General features: G+C 59.2%; 16 protein-coding genes and 1 tRNA gene. 15 read left to right on the top strand and 2 right to left on the bottom strand.

All coding sequences use genetic code 11. The features are described from left to right. Window positions 1-81 precede the first annotated feature (81 nt). The 15 genes from DW349_RS11185 (at window position 82) to DW349_RS11115 (ending at window position 15597) form a co-directional block, all read left to right on the top strand. Complete coding sequence (locus DW349_RS11185) at window positions 82-1389, top strand: hypothetical protein (protein WP_108125258.1); 1308 nt, start codon at window positions 82-84, stop codon at window positions 1387-1389. Next, window positions 1390-2772, top strand: a complete 1383-nt coding sequence (locus DW349_RS11180; protein WP_108125259.1) for a DUF349 domain-containing protein — start codon at window positions 1390-1392, stop codon at window positions 2770-2772. A 234-nt stretch (window positions 2773-3006) separates the two neighbouring features. After that, a tRNA-Met gene (locus tag DW349_RS11175) sits at window positions 3007-3083 on the top strand. 242 nt (window positions 3084-3325) lie between these two features. Further along, a complete protein-coding gene (locus tag DW349_RS11170) occupies window positions 3326-4678 on the top strand; it encodes an ABC transporter substrate-binding protein (protein ID WP_108125260.1) in 1353 nt (450 codons plus the stop codon). 10 nt (window positions 4679-4688) lie between these two features. After that, window positions 4689-6080, top strand: coding sequence for a carbohydrate ABC transporter permease (locus DW349_RS11165; protein ID WP_198650462.1), 1392 nt, complete (start codon window positions 4689-4691; stop codon window positions 6078-6080). Window positions 6081-6090: 10 nt separating this feature from the next. Beyond that, window positions 6091-6915 carry a carbohydrate ABC transporter permease gene (locus DW349_RS11160; RefSeq protein WP_108125262.1) on the top strand — a complete coding sequence of 275 codons (825 nt, stop codon included), beginning with the start codon at window positions 6091-6093 and terminating at the stop codon, window positions 6913-6915. Continuing rightward, window positions 6915-7973, top strand: coding sequence for an ABC transporter ATP-binding protein (locus DW349_RS11155; RefSeq protein ID WP_108125263.1), 1059 nt, complete (start codon window positions 6915-6917; stop codon window positions 7971-7973). The genes DW349_RS11160 and DW349_RS11155 overlap by 1 nt, the downstream gene beginning before the upstream one ends. Beyond that, window positions 7973-9436 (top strand): glycerophosphodiester phosphodiesterase family protein, encoded by a 1464-nt coding sequence (locus tag DW349_RS11150; protein ID WP_108125264.1) that lies wholly within the window; start codon window positions 7973-7975, stop codon window positions 9434-9436. The genes DW349_RS11155 and DW349_RS11150 overlap by 1 nt, the downstream gene beginning before the upstream one ends. 16 nt (window positions 9437-9452) lie before the next feature. Further along, the gene (locus tag DW349_RS11145; protein WP_108125265.1) at window positions 9453-10502 is read left to right on the top strand and encodes a LacI family DNA-binding transcriptional regulator; all 1050 of its coding nucleotides are present in this window, start codon (window positions 9453-9455) and stop codon (window positions 10500-10502) included. Window positions 10503-10575: 73 nt separating this feature from the next. Beyond that, complete coding sequence (locus tag DW349_RS11140) at window positions 10576-11148, top strand: TetR/AcrR family transcriptional regulator (RefSeq protein WP_115667145.1); 573 nt, start codon at window positions 10576-10578, stop codon at window positions 11146-11148. A 10-nt stretch (window positions 11149-11158) separates the two neighbouring features. Next, window positions 11159-11644 carry a GNAT family N-acetyltransferase gene (locus DW349_RS11135; protein WP_108125266.1) on the top strand — a complete coding sequence of 162 codons (486 nt, stop codon included), beginning with the start codon at window positions 11159-11161 and terminating at the stop codon, window positions 11642-11644. A 250-nt stretch (window positions 11645-11894) separates the two neighbouring features. Then, entirely contained in the window at window positions 11895-12815 is a 921-nt protein-coding gene (locus DW349_RS11130; protein ID WP_232819301.1) for an ABC transporter substrate-binding protein, read from the top strand. Beyond that, window positions 12816-13802, top strand: coding sequence for a FecCD family ABC transporter permease (locus tag DW349_RS11125; protein ID WP_232819302.1), 987 nt, complete (start codon window positions 12816-12818; stop codon window positions 13800-13802). Next, window positions 13799-14800, top strand: coding sequence for a FecCD family ABC transporter permease (locus DW349_RS11120; protein ID WP_108125268.1), 1002 nt, complete (start codon window positions 13799-13801; stop codon window positions 14798-14800). The genes DW349_RS11125 and DW349_RS11120 overlap by 4 nt, the downstream gene beginning before the upstream one ends. Continuing rightward, a complete protein-coding gene (locus tag DW349_RS11115) occupies window positions 14797-15597 on the top strand; it encodes an ABC transporter ATP-binding protein (protein ID WP_108125269.1) in 801 nt (266 codons plus the stop codon). The genes DW349_RS11120 and DW349_RS11115 overlap by 4 nt, the downstream gene beginning before the upstream one ends. 56 nt (window positions 15598-15653) lie before the next feature. Here the strand turns inward: DW349_RS11115 and DW349_RS11110 are convergent, their stop codons facing one another. After that, complete coding sequence (locus DW349_RS11110) at window positions 15654-18680, bottom strand: efflux RND transporter permease subunit (RefSeq protein WP_108125270.1); 3027 nt, start codon at window positions 18678-18680, stop codon at window positions 15654-15656. Beyond that, entirely contained in the window at window positions 18677-19756 is a 1080-nt protein-coding gene (locus DW349_RS11105; RefSeq protein WP_108125271.1) for an efflux RND transporter periplasmic adaptor subunit, read from the bottom strand. The genes DW349_RS11110 and DW349_RS11105 overlap by 4 nt, the downstream gene beginning before the upstream one ends. Window positions 19757-19762: the final 6 nt, after the last annotated feature.

Below are 19762 nucleotides of genomic sequence, written 5' to 3'. Positions count from 1 at the left end.
ACCTAAGGGGCTCTACCCTAGCACTGTTCGCCGAATCGGGGCACCCGTCGGTGCCCTCCCGGTCAGACGAGGTAAGGCATCATGGCTGCGCTCTCCAAGCTGTTCACCAACAAAAACAACACCGACGATAAGACTCAAGCCACCCAATCCTTCAGCCCGACGGACTTGGCCGAACGCAGCCACAGTGCGGATCGCCGCCAGCGACAAGCGGCACTGGCGGAACTGGCTAACCGGCTCGAAGACGGCCGGCTGCCGTCGGCGGAACTCGACCAGCTCGGGCTCGACCCGCTCGACCAGTTCACTTTGCAATTGCAAAACCCGGACGATCTCAATCGACTGAGCGCCGATGAGTGCCTGCAATTGGCGCTGCGCGGATTTTCCGCCCAGGTGCGTAATCTGGCGGCCGAGCAGTTAACGGAACCGGAACAGTTGGAGCAACTGGCGCGTGCCGCCAAAGGCCACGACAAAACCGTTTACCGCATCGCCCGCGACAAACTCGACGCGCAGCGAACGCTGGCACGCGAACAACAGGCCGACCTGGAACAGGCGCAAACCGTTGTCGAGCGGCTGGAACGCCACGCCGAGGCGAGCTTCGATCCGCTCTACGCCGGCAAACTGAAAGCGCTGACCGACCAATGGCAAGACTGCCAACGCGACGCCGACGAAGCACTGACAGCGCGGTTTGAAACCGCACGCCAAACCGCTCAATCGCGCTTGGACGAACGCTCGGATGTGAGCGAACCCGAACCGGAACAAGAAACACCCGTCGAACTGGAAGCCGACGCCGAACCGCAACCGTTCGACCCGGATCGCTTGGCGATATTCGAGCGCGTGTTGGAAGAGCTGCGCGAACGCACCGATGCGCCGGAATTCGACGACGCACTGTTGCGCGAAGCCCAGCACGACCTCACCGAACAGCAGCATCGCTGGCGTGAAAGCGAAGCGGCATCGCGGCCGGGCAAAGACGAAGAACGCGCTTTTCATCGCTTATGTACGGCGTTTGAAACGGCGTTGACGCATCAACTCGCCATCGTTCAGCGGTTCGGCCCGCTCGAAGCCTTATTGCAGCGGCTCGAAGAATCACCGGAAAAAATGCACGCCGAAGCCCAGGCGCTGGACGAATGGCTGCACGAACTCGACTGGCCGGCCGACTACCCGGCGCCGCAATTGAAAGGCCGCGTCGAACAGGCACTGGCGCGGCATCACGATCAACTGGCTGAACATCACAAGCTGGAAATTCAATCGATTCGTCAGGCGCGGGCGTTGATGCGTCGTTGTCAGGCGGCGGTCAGCGAAGGGCACCTGCGGCGCGCATCCGGTTTGTTGCATGGCATCGAAGACGAATTGGCGGCGCTGAAAGCGGCGGCGCATCCGGGGTTGTTCCGGTAGTTGGAGGAAACACGCGCGGCGGTGGAGCAATTGCGCGATTGGCAAAGCTTCGCTGTGCAACCGAAAAAAGAAGCCTTGATCGAACGCATGCGCGCTCTGGTTGATCAATCGCTCGATCCGCAAGACCGCGCCAAAACCATTCGCCAGATGCAGGACGAATGGCGTCAGCTCAGCCGCGGTTTGCAAAACCAGCATCAAGAGTTGTGGGAAGATTTTCATGCGCTGGCGCAGCAGGCGTATCAGCCGTGCCGCGAATATTTCAACGAGCAGAGCAAGTTGCGCAGCGTGAATTTGCATCAGCGTCAGGAACTGGTGGCGCAACTGAACCAGTACGAACAACTGACGCAAGCGAGCGGTGTCGACATCAAAGAAGTCGATCGGGTGCTGAACATGGCGCGTCAGGATTGGCGTCGGTTTTCGCCGGTCGATCGCGCTGCCAACAAAACCGTGCAAAAAGATTTCGACGCCGTGATCAAACGGTTGCGGGCGAAATTACAGGACGAACAAGTCGATTTCCGCCGCGCCAAAGAAGCCATCATCGAACGCGCGCGACTGTTGCTGGATGAAACCGACACCCGCAAAGCCACCGACGCCGCCAAGCAATTGCAAAAAGAATGGCAACGCGTCGGCACGCTGGCGCGGCGCGATGAACAGGCGCTGTGGAAAGCATTTCGCGCCGTGTGCGACGAATTATTCGAACGGCGCGGCCAGCAAGTTGAAGCGTTCAAAGCCGAGCTGGACGACCACCGACGCCAGGCCGAAGGGCTGTTGCAACAGCTGGAAGCCCTGACAAAAGCAACGCAACCGCTGGACGAGAAAGCCCAGTTTGAAGCCCTGAAAGCCGACTTTCGCGCCCTGGGTGCCTTACCCAAAGCGCAGCAAAAAGCCTTGCAGGATCGCTTCAACCAGGCGGTCCGTTCGTTCGATGCCGCCTGCCGTGGGCAACGCCAACAACGCCAGGATCGGCATTGGCAAGCGCTGATCGATTGGGTACAGCGGGCACGGTTTGACGACGTTGACGACTCGGCGCTGGCGGCCGAATTCAATGCACTGACAGTACCTGGAACGGCTGCGGCACTGGTGGATCGGCGGACAGATTGGCAGCAACCCGCCACAGCCGAAGCGCTGGAACAGTTACGACGTTGCACAGTAGAACTTGAAGTGCTGGCGCAAATCGACAGCCCGGCCCAAGACAAAGCGCTGCGAATGGAAATGCAGGTGCAGCGATTGGCCGACGGCCTGGGCCAGACGGTCGATCAGGAACGCTTCGATGCCGCCGTGATTCAATGGCTTCAATGCGGCCCGGTTAAGCGCGACAACTACGACGCCCTGCAAGCGCGAATGGTGGCGGCCCGCCAAGCCTGGCTTGGCCGAAAAAATTAAAAAAATCAAAAAGTTAGTTGACAGTCTCCAGGCCCATTATTAGTATGCGCAGCCGTTGAAGGGCGGTGCTCAGCCACCGAATCCAGAGCCTTCAAAACAGTTTGATGCGGGGTGGAGCAGTCTGGTAGCTCGTCGGGCTCCCACACCGCAAAAGTCGAAGGGAGTATTAACGACCTTCGGCTTATGAGGCCGACCCAACGCGTGATCGTTAGGCGCTTCAACAGACAGGTTTATTGCGGGGTGGAGCAGTCTGGTAGCTCGTCGGGCTCATAACCCGAAGGTCGTAGGTTCAAATCCTGCCCCCGCTACCAATTTAAAAACCCGATTCGAAAGAATCGGGTTTTTTGTTTTTGTCGCATAAAAACTCTCTTTCTGTCCCAACAACCCGCAGTAGCTGCCCCCGGCCAAGTTCGCTTCTAACCATTCAAGCCAAACCACTCAGCCGTAACCACCTCGTTATCTTGACGTCACTCAGGTGTCACAAGCGCCCCCTAAGGTGCGTTTTGCACGCGGGTGCAAAACCAACCAATCGACGTCTCTGTAGGGGGTAATCATGGCAATACTGCATAAGCCAGTCGTCGCGTTCGGGGCTGTGCTGCTGGGCGCAGCCGCCGTCAACGCAATGGCCGAAGACTACACCATCACCGTCTGGGCCGGCGGTACCAACCAGACTTCTCATTATCGGGTAGATGCCATTGTCATGGCGGCAGAGTTGCTGGAGCGCGAAGCCAGTGTGCTCGGTGAAGACCTGAACATCACCGTGGAAAGCCAGGTGTGGAGCGGTTGGGACGATTTCAAACAGGCGGTCACGCTGGCCGCTGAATCCGACACGCTGCCCAACATCATCGTCAGCGGCCATGAAGACATTGGCCCCTGGTCACAAGCGGGTGCCATTCGTCCGATTGAAGATTACGTCGATTTTGATGCCTGGCCGCTGAATCAGTTGTACGACAACCTGATTGATGTCGCCTCATACAACGGCCAGATCTGGGGCATTCCTCAGGACGCCGAATCGCGGGTGTTCTTTTTTTCCAAGCCCAAACTCAAGGCCATCGGCTACAGCGATGCGCAGATCAATAACCTGAGCGAGCGGGTGCGCAGCGGCGATTACGATCTCTATGACATGCTCGATGATGTTAAGAAAATGCAGGATGAAGGCGTTGTCGAAGCCGGCATGGGCTTTGCGCCACGACCGACCAACGGCCCGGATTACTGGCAGTTTTATCAGAGCTTCGGCGGCGAAATGGTAGACGCCGATTCCGGCAAGCTGGTGTTCGACGAACAGGCCATGACCGACATGTATCAGTTCTTTGTCGATGCGGTGGACATGGGCGTGGTGCCGCGCACCTATTTAGGCCTGGAATGGGATGACTGGCATCGCAATGTCGCCGCCGGAAATTACGGCGCCTGGCATGGCGGTACCTGGCATTACTCACAGTGGACCGCCTCGTTCGGCCTGACCGACTTCTTCGACAACGTCAGCTATTCGCTGATTCCGGCGGGCAATAAAGCCGGACACGCCAACGCTATCACCCACCCGCTGGTGTATCTGCTGTCGTCGTCTGGTTCCGATGACGACGCGGCCATTGCCGCCGAGCTGATTGCCATTGCCTCTGAACCGCGCATCAACTCGTTGCACGCTGTGGAATCCGGCCACCTGGCCATCGGTGCCGATCAGGTAACGGTGCCGCTGTACGCCAACGATTACTGGACCAGCGAAGCCACTGAAAAACTCCTGCCGTACGCCAACGCCATTCCCAATAACGCCGACTTCGGCATCTATTGGGATGCGATGTTCCAGGGCCTGGAAGCGGCCTGGACCGGCGCTTCCAGTGTCGAACAAGCCGTCAGTGCCGCCAGAAACGAGGTGACCTCGGCTCTGGGCAGCGGCGTTATCGTCCGCTAGGAGTCTGAGCGTGACAAACACTGCCTCTGTATCGGGCAGCCTTGAGCCGGACGTCACCGCGCGTCCGGCTCGAAGCGAGCCTCGAAAACGTCGTTATCGTCGCGGTCAGCTTTTTGGCCTGGCGATGCTGGCGCCCACCTTGATCTTCGTCAGCGTCTTTTTCTTTGCGCCCATCATCCTGACGGCCGTCACCGCCTTTACCAATATGACCAGTGCCACCGGCATAACCGGCGGTGCTTATCTGATTACGCCAACGGTGGTGCGTGAATTACAGCAACAAGGATTTGCGCCCGCTCTGGTGCAGGCGCTTGAACAGCAGGTTATTCACGTCGATGACGCTACGCTGGCGGCGGCGCGCGAGGCCGGAGTGGCGGAGAATTTTCTCGCCGATATCGCAGCGAATTTATCCGGTCGGCAGTTCGCCAGCGAGCGCGATTTCGAGCGTGAATTAAAGCAATTTCAGAGTCGGCCGCGACGCATTCGCGATCTGAAATTAGCCATCGAGCCCTTTACCGAATCCATCCTCAATCAACGCTTTGGCAATCGTGCCGATGCCACAGCGGCGGTTTATTCGGTAGCGCCGGATGTCACACCGGCTGAGCTGGATACGGTGTTGAAAAACAGCTACACCGGCTGGGTCTGGACCACAGAAAATTTCGCCAAATTGAGCGCCGATAAAGAATCGTTACGGGTGTTCCTCAATACGGTGTTTTACGTCTCCACCACGCTTGCCTTCAATGTGTTGGTGGCGCTTTTTATGGCGCTGGCGTTGTTTTATTTACCGCCGACTACCGGCTCGGTCTTCAGTGCGCTTTGGTTATTGCCACGCATAACACCGGTGGTGTTGTACGCGGTGATGTGGAAGTGGTTCACCTGGGACAATGGCTTTATCGCCAATCTGGCCGGGTATCTGGGATTACCGTCGTTCAATTACATGAAAGGCTCGGTGCCGACCGCCTGGACCATTGTGATTCTGGTGAATGGTTTTGTCGGCGCATCGCTCGGCATGATTTTGTTTTCCGGCGCTTTGCGTGCCATTCCCCGTCAGCAGCTTTGGGCCAGTGAAGTCGATGGTGCCAGCCGGCTGCAACAAGTGCGTTGCATCATCCTGCCGCAACTGCGCTGGCCGATCATGTTCGTCACCTGTTACCAGGCGCTGTCGCTGGTCGGGTCTTACGAGCAGATCTGGTTGACCACCAATGGCGGACCGGGACGCACCACCACCGTTTGGTCACTGGAAGCCTTCCGTACTGCCTTGCTCAATTACAGTGGCAATTTGCAGTACGGCATGGGCGCGGCCATGGCCTTGGTGTTAGTGGCCGGGGGATTGGTGGTGTCGATCTTTTTCCTGCGACTGTTTCGATTCAACGATCTGGTCGAAAAACCCAGGATCGAACTCTAGGAGCCGCGCCATGACCGCCAATTTTTCCAAGCTGCCAGTGTTGATCATCCTCACGCTGATCAGTCTGCCGTTGGGCGTGATGTACCTGTCGCTGGTGGTGGACAGCTTTACCAATACGCCACCCGATTCACTGGTGCCCAACGAATTCACACTCGAACACTGGCGTTATCTGATCGACCCGACACTGGTCGGCAACATCTGGGTAGCGACGGTCTACACCCTGATCTACGCGGTGAGTATGGCCGCCATTGTAATCGGCTTGTCGGCAACCGGTGGTTATGCGCTGTCGCGTTTGCAGTTGCCGTTCCGGCGCTTTTTTCTGGCCGGCATTCTGGTGATGCACGGCTTCCCGGCAGTGACCTTAATCATCGGCGTATTCCTGGTGCTCAAATTCATCGGGCTGTACGACACCCTGGCTGGCATTGTGCTGGTGCGGGCGGCGCTCACGCTGCCATTGGGTATTTGGGTGATGAAGGGTTTTTACGACGCTGTGCCCTGGGAATTGGAAATGGCCGGGTTGCAGGATGGTGCCGGCCGTTTCACCGTTTGGTGGCGCATTATCGTGCCGCAAATCCAACCGGGTTTGATGGCGTTGGGCGCCCTGGCGTTTATTGATGCCTGGGGTGAATTTGTGATTCCTCGTGTGTTGGCACCCACTACAGATTTTCAGGTTTTGTCGGTGTTTCTCAACAGCATCTCAGTGCCGGATTCGGTGGAATACAACTTCAATATTTATAAAGCGGTGGGGCTGTTTTACACCTTGCCGGTATTGGTTTTGTTCATTGTTTTTCAGAACCGCCTGATGGCTATTTTCAGCGGAGGTACGAAAGGCTGATGCGTATCCGATTGCAGGATTTCACCAAAAAATTTGATGGCACCACTGTCATCGACCGCCTGAACCTGGACATCAACGACGGCGAAATGCTCGCCTTGCTGGGGCCTTCCGGGTGCGGAAAATCGACCACGTTATTGTCCATCAGCGGTATTCATCGGCTCGATGGCGGACATATTTTGTTTGGCGATGACGACGTCAGCGAATTGCCCAGTCAAAAGCGCAATGTCGGTGTGGTGTTTCAGAATTATGCGCTCTATCCACACATGACGGCTTACGAAAATATCGCCTTTCCGTTGCAGGTTCGGCATCAGAAAAAAGCCGAGATTGATCGGCAGGTGCGTGACATTGCCAAGCTGACGCACATCGAACCTTATCTGCTACGCAAGCCGGCGCAATTGTCGGGTGGGCAGCAGCAACGTGTAGCGTTGGCGCGCGCGTTGGTGCGGCGTCCGGATGTGCTGTTGCTGGACGAACCGCTGGCGAATCTGGATGCCAAATTACGTTTGGAAATGCGCACCGAAATTCGCCGCATCCAACAGGAAACCGGTATTACTGCCATTCTGGTGACGCACGATCAGGTCGAAGCCATGTCGATGGCCGATCGCATTGCCATTATGAATCAGGGCGAGATATTGCAGATTGGCAGCCCGACACAGCTGTATCGACAGCCGGTCAATCGGTTTGTCGCCAGCTTTATGGGCAGCCCGCCGGTGGTCATGCTCGATGGCGAATTACGCCAGGGTCGGGTGACGTTCGATTCAGGTTTCGAGTTGCCGTTGCCGTCTCATTTGCAGCCTCGGTTGGCTGAATCGAGCCCCATCAGCGTCGGCATTCGCCCGGAACATTTTGGCGCTGCGGGTGCGCATCCGGTGCGCGGCCGCATCTGTTTTGTGGAGCCTCAGGGGCGCGAAACGCACGTCGATCTGGAAGTGGCGCCGGGCCTGGTGCTGCGTTCCATTCAATCGTCACGCACTGAATTCGAACTGGGCCAGGAAGTGGAGTGGCCGCTCGATATTGAGCAGACACTGGTGTTCGACCAACACGGGAACCGACTTTGATGGCACGTGAATCCTTGCGCTTTGCGTTACCGCAACGGTTGCCAGAACGGCCACTGTGCATTGCCCATCGCGGCGCTTCCAGCTATGCGCCGGACAACACCTTGCAGGCGTTTCGTTTTGCCGCTGAATTGGGCGCCGATTACTGGGAAGTTGATGTTCGTTTAACGCGCGATGCCCAGCCGGTGGCCAGTCACGGTGCCGAGGTGGATGAGCATTTGGGCAGCGGTGTTATTGCGACTTTGGATTGGGCGCAGTTGCAACAGGCTGCGCCCGAACTGCCGAGTCTGGATGCGGTGATCGATCTGGCGGAGCAGTTGGGGCAGGGCCTGTACATCGAACTGAAGGACGCAGGCAGCGGCGCGGTGGTGCTGGAACGTTTGCTGGCGCGTGGTTTTGCGCAGGCGGTGCTGGGCAGTTTCAAGGCGTCGGAAATTCGTGCGCTGGCCGAGCAACAATGCCCGTATCCGTTGTCGATTCTGGTGCCGGTCGGGGCCGATCCGTTTGTGGCCGTGGCAGACAGTGGCGCCGATATCATGCATTTGTGTTGGGAAAACGCCAGCGACCATCCGCAAACGCTGGTCACCGATGATTTATTGCAGCGTGCGCGTCAGGCCGGTTTAGCGGTGGTGCTGTGGCACGAGGAACGCCGCTCGGTATTGCAGGCAATTATGGCGTTGCCGGTGCTGGGTATTTGCACCAACAGTCCGGAAATGATGAACCCGCTGACGCCGGTGCAGGCGTTGGGCATTCAAATAGTCTGTCATCGAGGCGCCAATTATTTCGCGCCGGAAAACACCCTGGCGGCCGCGCGTTTAGTGCTGGAGCAGGGCGCGGATTATCTGGAACTGGATGTCCGCGAGAGCGCCGATGGCGAGTTGGTGGTGATGCACGATGCCACTGTCGATCGCACCACTAATGGCAGTGGCCGGGTCGATGAACTGACGTTGGCGCAGTTGTCTGAACTCGATGCCGGTGCCTGGTTTTCGCCGCGTTATCGTGGCGAGCGCGTACCGACGCTGGCGCAGATGATTGCGCTGTGCCAGTTCTACAACAAGCAGATGTACATCGAAATCAAGGCGGCAGACCCGGCCAGGGTGATCGCGTTGGTCGAAGCCATGGGGTTTCAGCAGCAGTGTTTTTTCTGGTCGGGCGATGCGCGTTTGCAGGCGGAAGTTCGAGCGGTATCAGACACCGCACGCATTAAATCGACCGCCGCAGATTACAGCGACATGGCCTTATTGCAGGCGCATCTGAATCCGGAAATTGCCGAGTTCGAACTGTATAATTACGCCCGGCAATTAGCCGACTGCACCGCCTTGGGCATCACGCCCATGTTGAAATATTTCGGTGAAGATCCGGCGATGTTTGACACCATTTTGGCGTTGCGCCCAGCGCTGTTGAACATCGACCGGAGTGATCTCTTGCTTGCCCGTTATCGTCAGGGCAAGCTGGCTTCGAGTTGACAGGATCAGACCAGGAATGCAGCAAGACAGGCCGGCCAACCGGCGAGTGACCGCAACGGATGTGGCAAAACGCGCCGGTGTTTCACGCTCGGCGGTATCGCGTACTTTTACCGCCGGAGCGAGCGTTTCGCCGAAGACGCGCGAACGCATAATGACGGCGGCGCAGGAGTTGGGTTACCGCGTCAATATGGTGGCCCGCGGCATGATGAAGCGGACCCATCTGGTCGGGCTGGTGGTGTCCGATCTGGACAACAGTTTTCGCGCCAGTCTGGTCGATGCGCTGGCGCGCCGGCTGGTGGCGATGGATTTTCATCCATTTATGTTGCCGACCGATCGCGATCAGAACATTGAACAACTGATCGATATGATGCTGCGCTATAACGTCACCGGCGCCATCGTCACGTCCGACACTTCACCCACGGAAATCACTCAGGCCTGCGCCGACTTCGGCGTGCCGCTGGTGCTGGTCAACAAACCCCGACCGAACGATTTAGTGGCTACCGTCACGCTCGATGCCGACCAGGCCGGTCGGCTGGCGGCCGAGGCGCTCGCTGAGGCCGGCTGCCGGGATGTTGCCATTGCCAGCCAGCGACGCGCTTCCTATTCCATCGACCAGCGCAAGGCGGCGTTTGTTAAACACTGCCAGGCGTTGAATCTGACGTGCGTGGGTGATTTTCAGGGCGCGGCGCAGAACTATCACGGCGGTATCGAAGCGGCCCAGGCGATGGCCGATCGTCTGACGCAGGTGCAGGGTGTGTTTTGCGTTAACGATTATCTGGCGCTGGGATTTATGGATTGGGTGCGTCATCACACACATCGCCGAATTCCCGAGGATCTGGCCGTGGTCGGTTGCGACGACATCGATCAGGCCGCCTGGCAAGCTTACGATCTGACCACCATCCGTCAGGATACCGACCGTCTGGCCGAGGCCACGCTGGCGGCGCTGGTCGCACGCATAGACGCACCAACGCAGGCGGCAACGCACCCGGTGATTGACGCCCAGTTGGTGCGTCGCGGTTCCACCGCCCGAAGTGGGGCGGTTACTTCCCTGCCGAAGCCCGGCTGACACCAACCCATTGCCTGTTTTTGTCGCTCATTTATGTTTTGACAAGACGATACGTCTCGTCTAATTTCAGCGCATGACTCAATCAACACCCTCGGCCCAGCGCCGCTCCAATCTGAAACACCGTGCCATTCTCGATGCCGCAGCACAGGCCGTGGCGCAGCAAGGCTATGCGGCGGTGACGATTGAAGGCGTGGCGGCTTTGGCCGGTGTGGGCAAGCAAACCATTTATCGCTGGTGGTCGTCGAAAGCGGCCTTGCTGGTTGAGGTGTACAGCGATCTGGTCAGTCGGCAGGCGTTGACGCCGCGCTCGAACGGTTCGCTGGAGCAACGGTTGACCGGGTTGCTGAGCGCCTTGTTCCGGCTGTATCGCAGCAGCAGCGCTGGGGCGATTTTGACCGGGCTGATCGGCGAAGCCTCGCGCGATGAGCAGGTGCGGGCGGTGTTGGCCGAAGGCCTGGTGGTGGGGCGCGCCGATATTGTTACGGCTCTGGTGCAAGCAGCCGATGCCAGCCTGAATGCGCAGGCCGTGAACGAGGTGGTGATCGCCGTAGTCTGGCAACGCCTGGTGCTGCAACCCGACAGCCTGGACGAGGCCTTTGCGCAACATCTGGCCGCGCTGGCCTTGGCCGCTGGTCGGCTTTCATGAGGGCTGAGCCGTGATTCGACTGAGTGATCAATACCATCCCGGTGTGCTGGCGCAGGTGATTGCGCTGCATCTGGATTACTACGCGCCGCACTGGGGTTTCGGCCGTCAGTTTGAAGCCGGTGTCGCTGCCGGTATGGGCGAGTTTTTCGGCCGTTTCGATGCCCAGCGGGATTTGTTTCTGGCCGCCTACAACGATCAGGACGAACTGGTCGGCAGCCTGACCATCGACGGCCAGGATGCCGCGGGCGAAGGCGCGCATCTGCGCTGGTTTATCGTGGCGGAATCGGCTCGCGGCCAGGGGCTGGGCCATCAACTGATGCAGCGCGCCGATGCATTTTTGCGCCAGCAGCAATACCCGCGTACCTACCTGACCACCTTCGCCGGCCTCGATGCCGCTCGCGCTCTGTATCAGCATTATGGGTTTCAGCTGGTGGCCGAGCAGTCGGCCGATCCCTGGTCGGGCGCGGTCGGCATGCAGCGTTACGAACGGCGCTGAGCCGGTCGATGGCCGGGTTCGTTCCCGTTTGAGTTCCGTTTAACAGCACCGCCTTGACGGGTCGGCGTTGAAATTAGGAATGCTTATCAATTGTTTTCGCCGTTGCAGGCCGTTATTATCCAGCCCTCATTTTTGTCGCCGCCTCGGTTGCACTGCCGGTCCGATTGAAATCGGCGGGCGAACCTTTTCTGGCACCGTCCAAAACATCCGACTGAGCGCGGCTGACCCGGTCGAATTTGGAGAATCTGTTGTGCGTAGTCTGACCCGTCTTGGCCTTGCGGCCGTCATGTTGCTACTGGCGGCTTCTGCCAGCGCCGTTGAAATCGAACACGAACTGGGCACCACCAATGTGCCGGACGCGCCGCAGCGCGTTGTGGTTCTGGAATACAGCTTTGTCGACAGCATGGCGGCCATCGGTATGGCGCCGGTCGGCATTGCCGACGACAACCGCCGCGAATCCATCATCCCGGCTTACACCGACATCATTGGTGACGACTGGGTATCGGTCGGCACGCGCAAATCGCCGAGTCTGGAAATCATTGCCTCGCTGCAACCGGACCTGATCATTGCGGACAAAAGCCGTCACAGTTCGATCTACGGTGCGTTGAGTGAAATTGCCCCAACACTGGTGTTCGACAGCCTGACCGGCACCTACGAAACCGCCATGGAAGCGGCCACCACCATCGGCCATGCCCTGGGCCAGGACGAGGCCATGGCGCAGCGTCTGGCGCAACACAATGCGCTGATGGACGACTACAAAGCGCAGTTGGGTGATGTGTCCGGTCTGTCGATTCAGTTCTTCATCGACAACGGCCAGGGCATCTATCTGCATTCGCCGACCAGCTACAACGGCTCCATGTTGATTTGGTTCGGTTTCGATTCCGAAATGACCGCGACCGACGGCGAAACCACCTACAGCGACGCCATCGTGCAAACCTCGCTGGAACAACTGTCGGTGCTCGATCCGGACATCTTGATTCGCGGCAAGTACGTCGAAACCGGCCTGACCGACGAATGGGTTGGCCAGCCGTTGTTCGACAATCTGACTGCGGTGAAAAACGGTCGCCTGTTCGATATCGAAGCGCACAACTGGTCGCGTCTGCGCGGCGTCATTGCCTCGGAAGCCAGCGCCGCCAGCCTGGTCGAAATCGTTACTCAGCTAGAGCGCTGAGTGCCACGGGTTCTGCGTTACGTCCTGCTGGCGGCGGCACTGCTGCTGGCGGCGTTGTGGTCGCTGACGCTGGGTCAGCGTGACGACGTCAGTCTCGCCAATATTCTCACCTTGTTGTGGGTGGACGACGGCAGTCTGGCGCGTTCGGCGGTGGTCGATTTACGGCTGCCGCGCACGCTGGTCGCCTTGCTGGTCGGTGCCAATCTGGCGTTGGCCGGCCTGGCGTTGCAGGCGGTAACGCGCAACCCGCTCGCGTCTGAATCCATTCTCGGCATCAATCAGGGTGCCGCCTTGGGCATTGCGCTGGCGGTGGTTCTGCCGATCTTCCATGCCATCCCGCTCGACGCCATGGCGATTGCCGGTGCGGCATTGGCCGGCTTGCTTACCTTCGCCATCGCTGGCGGCTTGGGCGGCCGGCTCGATTCCATTCGTTTGATTCTTGCCGGCGTTGCCGTCGGCGCTTTCAGCTACGCCTGCGTGCGCTTCACCTACACCCTGGACGACGATTTATCGCGGTTGGTGATTACCTGGGTGTCGGCTGATATTTCGTCGATGCAGGCCGGGCAGGTAGCGCCGTTAGCGGTTTGGACCGCCATCGGCGTAGTCAGCAGCGTATTGCTGGCGCACGGTTTCAATGTGCTGGCGCTGGGTGACGGTGCGTCGCAAGGCCTGGGCATTGATCCGCGCCGGGTGCGGTTTCTTGGCGCGGGTCTGGCGGCGGTGTTGACCGGTGCCAGCGTGGCGGTCGCCGGGCCGGTGATGTTTGTCGGCCTGGTGGTGCCGCATCTGTGCCGGTTCTGGTTTGGGCAAAACCATCGCGCTTTGGTGCCAGCCGTGGCGCTGGGTGGTGCCAGCCTGCTGGTGCTGGCCGATGCCGCCTCAAAACTGATTCGGTTCCCTTACGAGACTCCGCTGGGCGTGGTCTGTGCATTGATCGGCGCGCCGTATTTTCTCTACGCCACGCTCACCGCCCGGAGGCTGGCATGAGCGCGCAACGTCAACGCATCATTTTAGTGTCGGTTTTGCTGGTGCTGACGCTGGTGTCGGCGATCTGGAGTTTGAGCGTCGGTGCCGTCAAGGTGCCGGTCGATGTCATTCTCAATACCCTGTTTAACCTCGATGGCGATCAACAGCGCTACATTATTTTGCGCTCGCGGTTGCCGCGTGTGGTGTTGGCCTTGTTGTGCGGCGGTGCGCTGGCGTTATCGGGCGCCATCATTCAGGCGGTGATCCGCAATCCGCTGGCGAGCCCCGGTATCATCGGCATCAATTCCGGTGCGGCGCTGTTTGCCGTTTTGCTGGTCAGTTTGATGCCCAATCTGCCGCCGGTCTGGATGCCGGTCGCGGCTTGTCTGGGCGGTTTGTCGGCGGCGGGCATTGTGATGCTGGTGGCGCATTTCCGTACGCTGTCGCCGGCGCATCTGGCGTTGATCGGCGTCGCCGTCGGTTTGGTGTTTGAAGCCGGGGTGGATTATTTGCTGGTCACCTCCAGCGACGCCGAGCGATCCGCGCCCTTGATCTGGTTGACCGGCTCGCTGTGGGGCCGCACCTGGGATCACGTGTCGATCAGTCTGGCGCCGTTGCTGTGTCTGGCGGCATTGGCGATGGCACTGACTTACCGGCTCGATTTGCTCAGCCTGGGCGATGCCTCGGCCACAGGCCTGGGCATTCGCGTGCCTGCCTTGCGGCTGGCATTGCTGGCGGTGGCGACCGGGCTTGCCAGTGTGTCGGTCGCGGTGGTCGGGGTGATGGGCTTTATCGGTTTGATGTCGCCGCACATTGCGCGGCGTCTGGTCGGCGGTTCACACCGTTGGTTGCTACCAACCTCAATGCTGACCGGCATGTTGCTGGTGTCGCTGGCCGATGGCGTCGGCCGCGCCATCGCACCGCCGATTGAAGTCTCGGCCGGCATTCTGGCGGCGCTGCTGGGCGCGCCTTTCTTTGTCTACATCATGTTGACCACGGCTTCGGAGCAGGACCGATGAGCATTGTTTTGTCTGGCGTCAGCGCCGGTTATGGCCGCAATCCGTCGGTGGTTGAAAACATCGACCTGGAAATTCGCGACGGCGAAATCACCGTTTTTATCGGCCCCAACGGCTGCGGTAAATCGACGCTGCTGAAAACCATGGCGCGGCTGCTGAAACCGCGCAGCGGTCGTATTGAAGTCGATGGCTTGGACGTGTTGTCGAGTTCGCCCAAAGCGGTAGCGCGGACGCTGGCGTTCTTGCCACAGGAGCCGCTGGTGCCGACCGGCATCAGCGTTGAACAGATGGTCGGTTACGGCCGTGCGCCGCATCAGTCGTTGCTGGGTTTTCGTTCGGCGCGTGACGTTGAATTGATCAACCAGGCCATTGCTACCGTCGGCATTGAACACCTGCGCGACCGGCCGGTGGCGGAGCTGTCCGGCGGGCAACGCCAGAGCGCGTTTTTTGCCATGGTGCTGGCGCAGGATACGCCGTACGCCATTCTCGACGAGCCGACCAACCATCTCGACATTACCCATCAGATTGACGTGCTCGAACGCATTCGTCGCCTCAACAGCGAGCATCAAAAAACCACACTGGTGGTATTGCACGATCTGAATCTGGCGGCGCGTTATGCCGACCGTCTGGTGCTGTTCAAAGACGGTGCTATTTACGCCGACGGCACGCCCGAACAGGTGCTGACACCGGCGAACATCGCCGAGGTGTTTGCTGTCGATAGCCGCATTCTGACCGAGCCGGTCGGTGGCAAACCGCTGTGTGTACCGTATCCGCAATCGGTCGGTGCAACGCAGCGGTAATAGCCGGAAAAATCACCGACTCTGTAGTGTGCAGCGCATGTCCTTGTGCGGGAGTCTCACCCCTTGGCTCGGTAAAAGAACAGGTGGTAGAACACCGGGGCGGCCACCAGAGTCAAGACGGTGGCAAAGGCCAGACCGCCCATGATGGTCACCGCCATGGAGGCGAAGAAGGGGTCCGTCAGCAGCGGTGCCATGCCGAGAATGGTGGTGGCTGCGGCCAGGACCACCGGTCTGAGGCGTGATGTTGAAGCATCGACGATGGCTTGTTGCAGGGGCAGGCCTTCGGCTCGCATCAGATCAATTTCCTCGATCAGCACGATGCCATTTTTGATCAGCATGCCCGACAGCGACAGCAAGCCGAGCAGGGCGGTGAACGAAAACGGCAAGCCGGTCATCAGCAGACCAAGGGTGACGCCGTTGATGGCCATGGGAATCAGCGACCAAATAATCAGTGGTTGCCGCAGGGCACCAAAGAGCAACACCGAAATCAGCAGCATGATCAGAAAAGACAGCGGTAATTTCTGCGCCAAACTCGATTGTGCTTTCTGGCTGCTTTCGTATTCGCCACCCCATTCCAGGCTATACCCGCGGGGTATGGTGATCGCTTCAATATCATCTTGGATGCGCAGGCGCGCTTCGGCCACGTTGCTTCCTGGCGGTACGTCAGCCGCCACGGTGATGGTGGGTAAGCGGTCGCGTCGATGGATCAGCGTATTGCGCGGTTCCACCTGAATGCCGTCCAAAACCTGAGACACCGGCAGATAGCCGTTGCTGGCGTCGGACCAGATCAACTGGCTCATGATTTGCGCCGGTTCATCGCTTTGACGGGCGCGCAACACGACGGGTATCTGACGATCCTTTTCCTGGAAGGCAGCAATGTTGACGCCTTCGGTCGCCATCAACAGTGCTTCGGCAACGTCGGCGCGCATCAGGCCAGCCGAACGGGCGCGATCGGGCGCATAGTTGGGGACCAGCACCGGCTCCCATTCCCGCCAGTCGGTGCGGATGTTGATCAACTCCGGATTCGCAGCGGCCATGCGCTGACTCACCTCAGCCGCCAGGGTGCGTAGCTCGGTCGCATCCCGACCCGACAGCCGCACTTCGATGGCCGCGCCGCTGTTGGGGCCAAAGGTCGGCCGCTCGGTGCGCAACTCGCCCGGCCCCATGTCCTGCTCGGCGAAGTCGGTCAGTCGGGCGCGCAACGGCGCTATGTTGTCGTTGTTATCAACACGGACGATCAGGTGGCCGTAGTTGGTCTGGGGTTCATGAGCGGCGTAGGTGAGCATAAAGCGAGTCGCGCCACCGCCTAAAAAGGTAGACACCGCCTCGACTTCCGGCTGCTCCAGCAGCCAGCTTTCGGCGACCGTTAATTCCTGTTCCAACTGATGAATATCGGTGCCCTGAGGCAGGGTGTAATGGACGTAGAACTGGGGCGTGTCGGAGAACGGAAAAAACTGACTGTCCACCTTGCCAAAACCGGCCAGACACAGGCCCGTGGTCACAATCAAACCCGCCACCACCAGCCAGCGCGCCTTGATGGCGCCTCGCAACAAGCGGGCGTAGCCGCGGAACAAACCGCCACTGTATTGATCGGATTCACCCGACTGGCCTTGCTTGAAACAATAGTGCGCCAGCAAGGGCGTGGCGGTCAGTGCCAGAATCCAGGACAGCAACAGCGAAATACCGACCACAGCGAACAGCGAAAACATAAATTCGCCGGTGGAATCCTGTGACAAGCCGATGCCCGAAAACGCCATGATGCCGATGACGGTGGCACCGAGCAGCGGAATCTGCACACGGCCGGTGGCTTCGTCGGCGGCGTCGCGCGAAGAGCGCCCCGCCAACATGCGAATTTGCATGCCTTCGGCCACAACGATGGCGTTATCGACCAGCATGCCCATGGCGATAATCAACGCACCGAGCGATATGCGTTCCATCTCAATGCTGAAAATCGCCATAAAGAAAAAGGTGCCAACGACGGTCAACAGCAAGGTGGTACCGACCACTATCGCCGCTCTTACGCCCATCGCTACGGCCAGTACCAGAATGACAATGGCCACCGAGGCCGCCAGGTTCTTGATGAAGTCGGTCGAGGCCCGGTCGACAATTTTGTGTTGTTGATAGATGGGGTGCAGCTCGACGCCGTAAGGCAGCTCGCTTTCCAGCACGGCCAATTGCGCATCCACCCGACGGCCAATATCGACAATGTTCTGAGACGCATTGCCTGCGATGCCCAGCGTAAAGGCCGGCTCGCCGTTGTAACGAATGATCTGGCGTGGCTTTTCCACCCGGTTGCGGCTGACATCGGCAATATCGGTCAGGTGCAGCAGCTGGTCGCCGACGATGACGGTCAATTCGCTCAAGGCGTCCAGGCTGTCGGTTTCTTCGGGCATGTCGAGCGCCAGGCGCTGGCCGTTGTTCAGCACCGACCCGCTGGACACCACCTGGGTCGCGCTTTGTATCTGACCAACCAGGGCGTCAGTGGAAATGCCGAGGTTCGACAGGATCGACATATCCGGCTGCACAATGATGGCTTCTTCGGGTAAACCGGCCACTACGATATCGGCCACACCCTCAACAGCCAGCAATTCCCGGCGCAGAAAATTGGCGATGTCGTGTTGTTGCGCATCGCTGAAACCGGGGGCGGTGATGGCAAAGAACAAACCGTAGACATCACCAAAGCCGTCGTTGACTTGAGGCGTGTTGGCACCCCTGGGCAATTTGCCAGTGGCGTCCTCCACCTTGTTGCGCAACTCATCCCACAATTGCGGCAATTCCGACCCCGGATAGCTGGAATCGATGGACACCGAAATGCGCGAGTAGCCGGGCATGTTGGTCGAGGTCAGCGTATCCAGTTCGGCCATTTGCTGAATGGCCGATTCCAGCGGCTCGGTGACTTCAATAGCCATCTGATCGGCGGTAGCGCCTGGGTAGGTGGTGGTGACAACCGCCTGCTTGATGGTGAAAGCGGGGTCTTCCAGGCGGCCAATGTTGCTGTACCCCCAGTAACCGCCAATCAGACAGAAGGCGATGAATATCCACGTCAGTAGCGCGGCGTCGATCGAACGTCGAGCTAGTTTCATTGCGGCGCCTCCGTGCTGCCATGGCCGGTATAGCGTCTGACTTGTTCACCACCTTGAAGCACAGCGGCACCAGCCGCGACGATTTCCGTTCCGGCTTCGATGCCATCAACAATGCGCATACTGCCGTTGGCCGCCGCTTCTATTGTGACCGGGTGTGTTTGCACCGAACCGCTTTGGCCATCGGCACCGGGCGTGAACACCAGCACTCTGGCAGAACCGTCAGCGGCGTAATTCAAAGCGGTGACAGGCACGGTGAAACCCAGGTATGACTGCGGAATCACCAGGCTGAGAGTAACGGTTACCGAAGCGCCGGGAAGTAGGTTGCTGGGAACCTCATCGACCACGGCAAAACTGATGGTATAGGTCTGACCCACGCTGGAGGTTTCCGCCGTGATTTCACGAAACTCCAGCGGCATTTGCTCGTCGGTACCCAAACGGCTGGCCGTGGCAATCAATTCCGGTTCGGGACCCACCTGACGGAACAAAACTTCAGGCACCGCGATTTCCACCCGCATCTCGCTCATATCGTGCAGGCGAACAATCTGCACGCCGGCCGACACATTGCTGTAGCGCTCGACATAACGCCGCGCGATCAGGCCATCGAAAGGAGCGGTCAGGGTGGCTTTGTCGAGTCGGTCCTGGGCGTCCTGATAGGCAATTTCAGCAAGCTCGGCTGCGGTACGCGCGCTGTCGATCTGATTTTCCGCAACCACATCGCGCCCCAAAGTCTCAAAGCGAGCCAGATCGGCCTTGGCTTTGTTCATCTCCGCTCGCGCCTGGGCGACGCTGCGTTCAAAGGGTGCCAGATCGAGTTGGCTCAACAGGCTGCCCTGCGCCACGCTCTGACCTTCAATCACCGGCAACTGTTCGATCTGGCCGGAGGTCTGGAAGGCCAGATCGAGAGTGCTGCGCGCGGTGATGCGGCCGTAGAACTGACGGCTGACGATCTGGTTTTGGGGCTCCAGTTTCAGCAGTTGCACCGGTTTAATGGCATCCGCCTGGGTTTCGGCCCACGCGAAAGCGGGTAGCAGGGTGAGCAGCAGGGCTGCCAGTACAGATTGTTTCGAATGCTTCATTCAAAC

Origin of the sequence: Saccharospirillum mangrovi (genome assembly GCF_003367315.1) — a bacterium.
GTDB classification, from domain to species: domain Bacteria; phylum Pseudomonadota; class Gammaproteobacteria; order Pseudomonadales; family Natronospirillaceae; genus Saccharospirillum; species Saccharospirillum mangrovi.
This window is presented reverse-complemented; position numbering and strand designations above follow the sequence as displayed.

Excerpts from the sequence above, each read along its gene's own strand:
- DW349_RS11145 (WP_108125265.1), top strand. The coding sequence starts at position 9,453 with ATGCAGCAAGACAGGCCGGCCAACCGGCGAGTGACCGCAACGGATGTG.
- DW349_RS11150 (WP_108125264.1), top strand. The coding sequence starts at position 7,973 with ATGGCACGTGAATCCTTGCGCTTTGCGTTACCGCAACGGTTGCCAGAA.
- DW349_RS11185 (WP_108125258.1), top strand. The coding sequence starts at position 82 with ATGGCTGCGCTCTCCAAGCTGTTCACCAACAAAAACAACACCGACGAT.
- DW349_RS11105 (WP_108125271.1), bottom strand. The coding sequence starts at position 19,756 with ATGAAGCATTCGAAACAATCTGTACTGGCAGCCCTGCTGCTCACCCTG.
- DW349_RS11160 (WP_108125262.1), top strand. The coding sequence starts at position 6,091 with ATGACCGCCAATTTTTCCAAGCTGCCAGTGTTGATCATCCTCACGCTG.
- DW349_RS11120 (WP_108125268.1), top strand. The coding sequence starts at position 13,799 with ATGAGCGCGCAACGTCAACGCATCATTTTAGTGTCGGTTTTGCTGGTG.
- DW349_RS11140 (WP_115667145.1), top strand. The coding sequence starts at position 10,576 with ATGACTCAATCAACACCCTCGGCCCAGCGCCGCTCCAATCTGAAACAC.
- DW349_RS11110 (WP_108125270.1), bottom strand. The coding sequence starts at position 18,680 with ATGAAACTAGCTCGACGTTCGATCGACGCCGCGCTACTGACGTGGATA.
- DW349_RS11155 (WP_108125263.1), top strand. The coding sequence starts at position 6,915 with ATGCGTATCCGATTGCAGGATTTCACCAAAAAATTTGATGGCACCACT.
- DW349_RS11115 (WP_108125269.1), top strand. The coding sequence starts at position 14,797 with ATGAGCATTGTTTTGTCTGGCGTCAGCGCCGGTTATGGCCGCAATCCG.
- DW349_RS11170 (WP_108125260.1), top strand. The coding sequence starts at position 3,326 with ATGGCAATACTGCATAAGCCAGTCGTCGCGTTCGGGGCTGTGCTGCTG.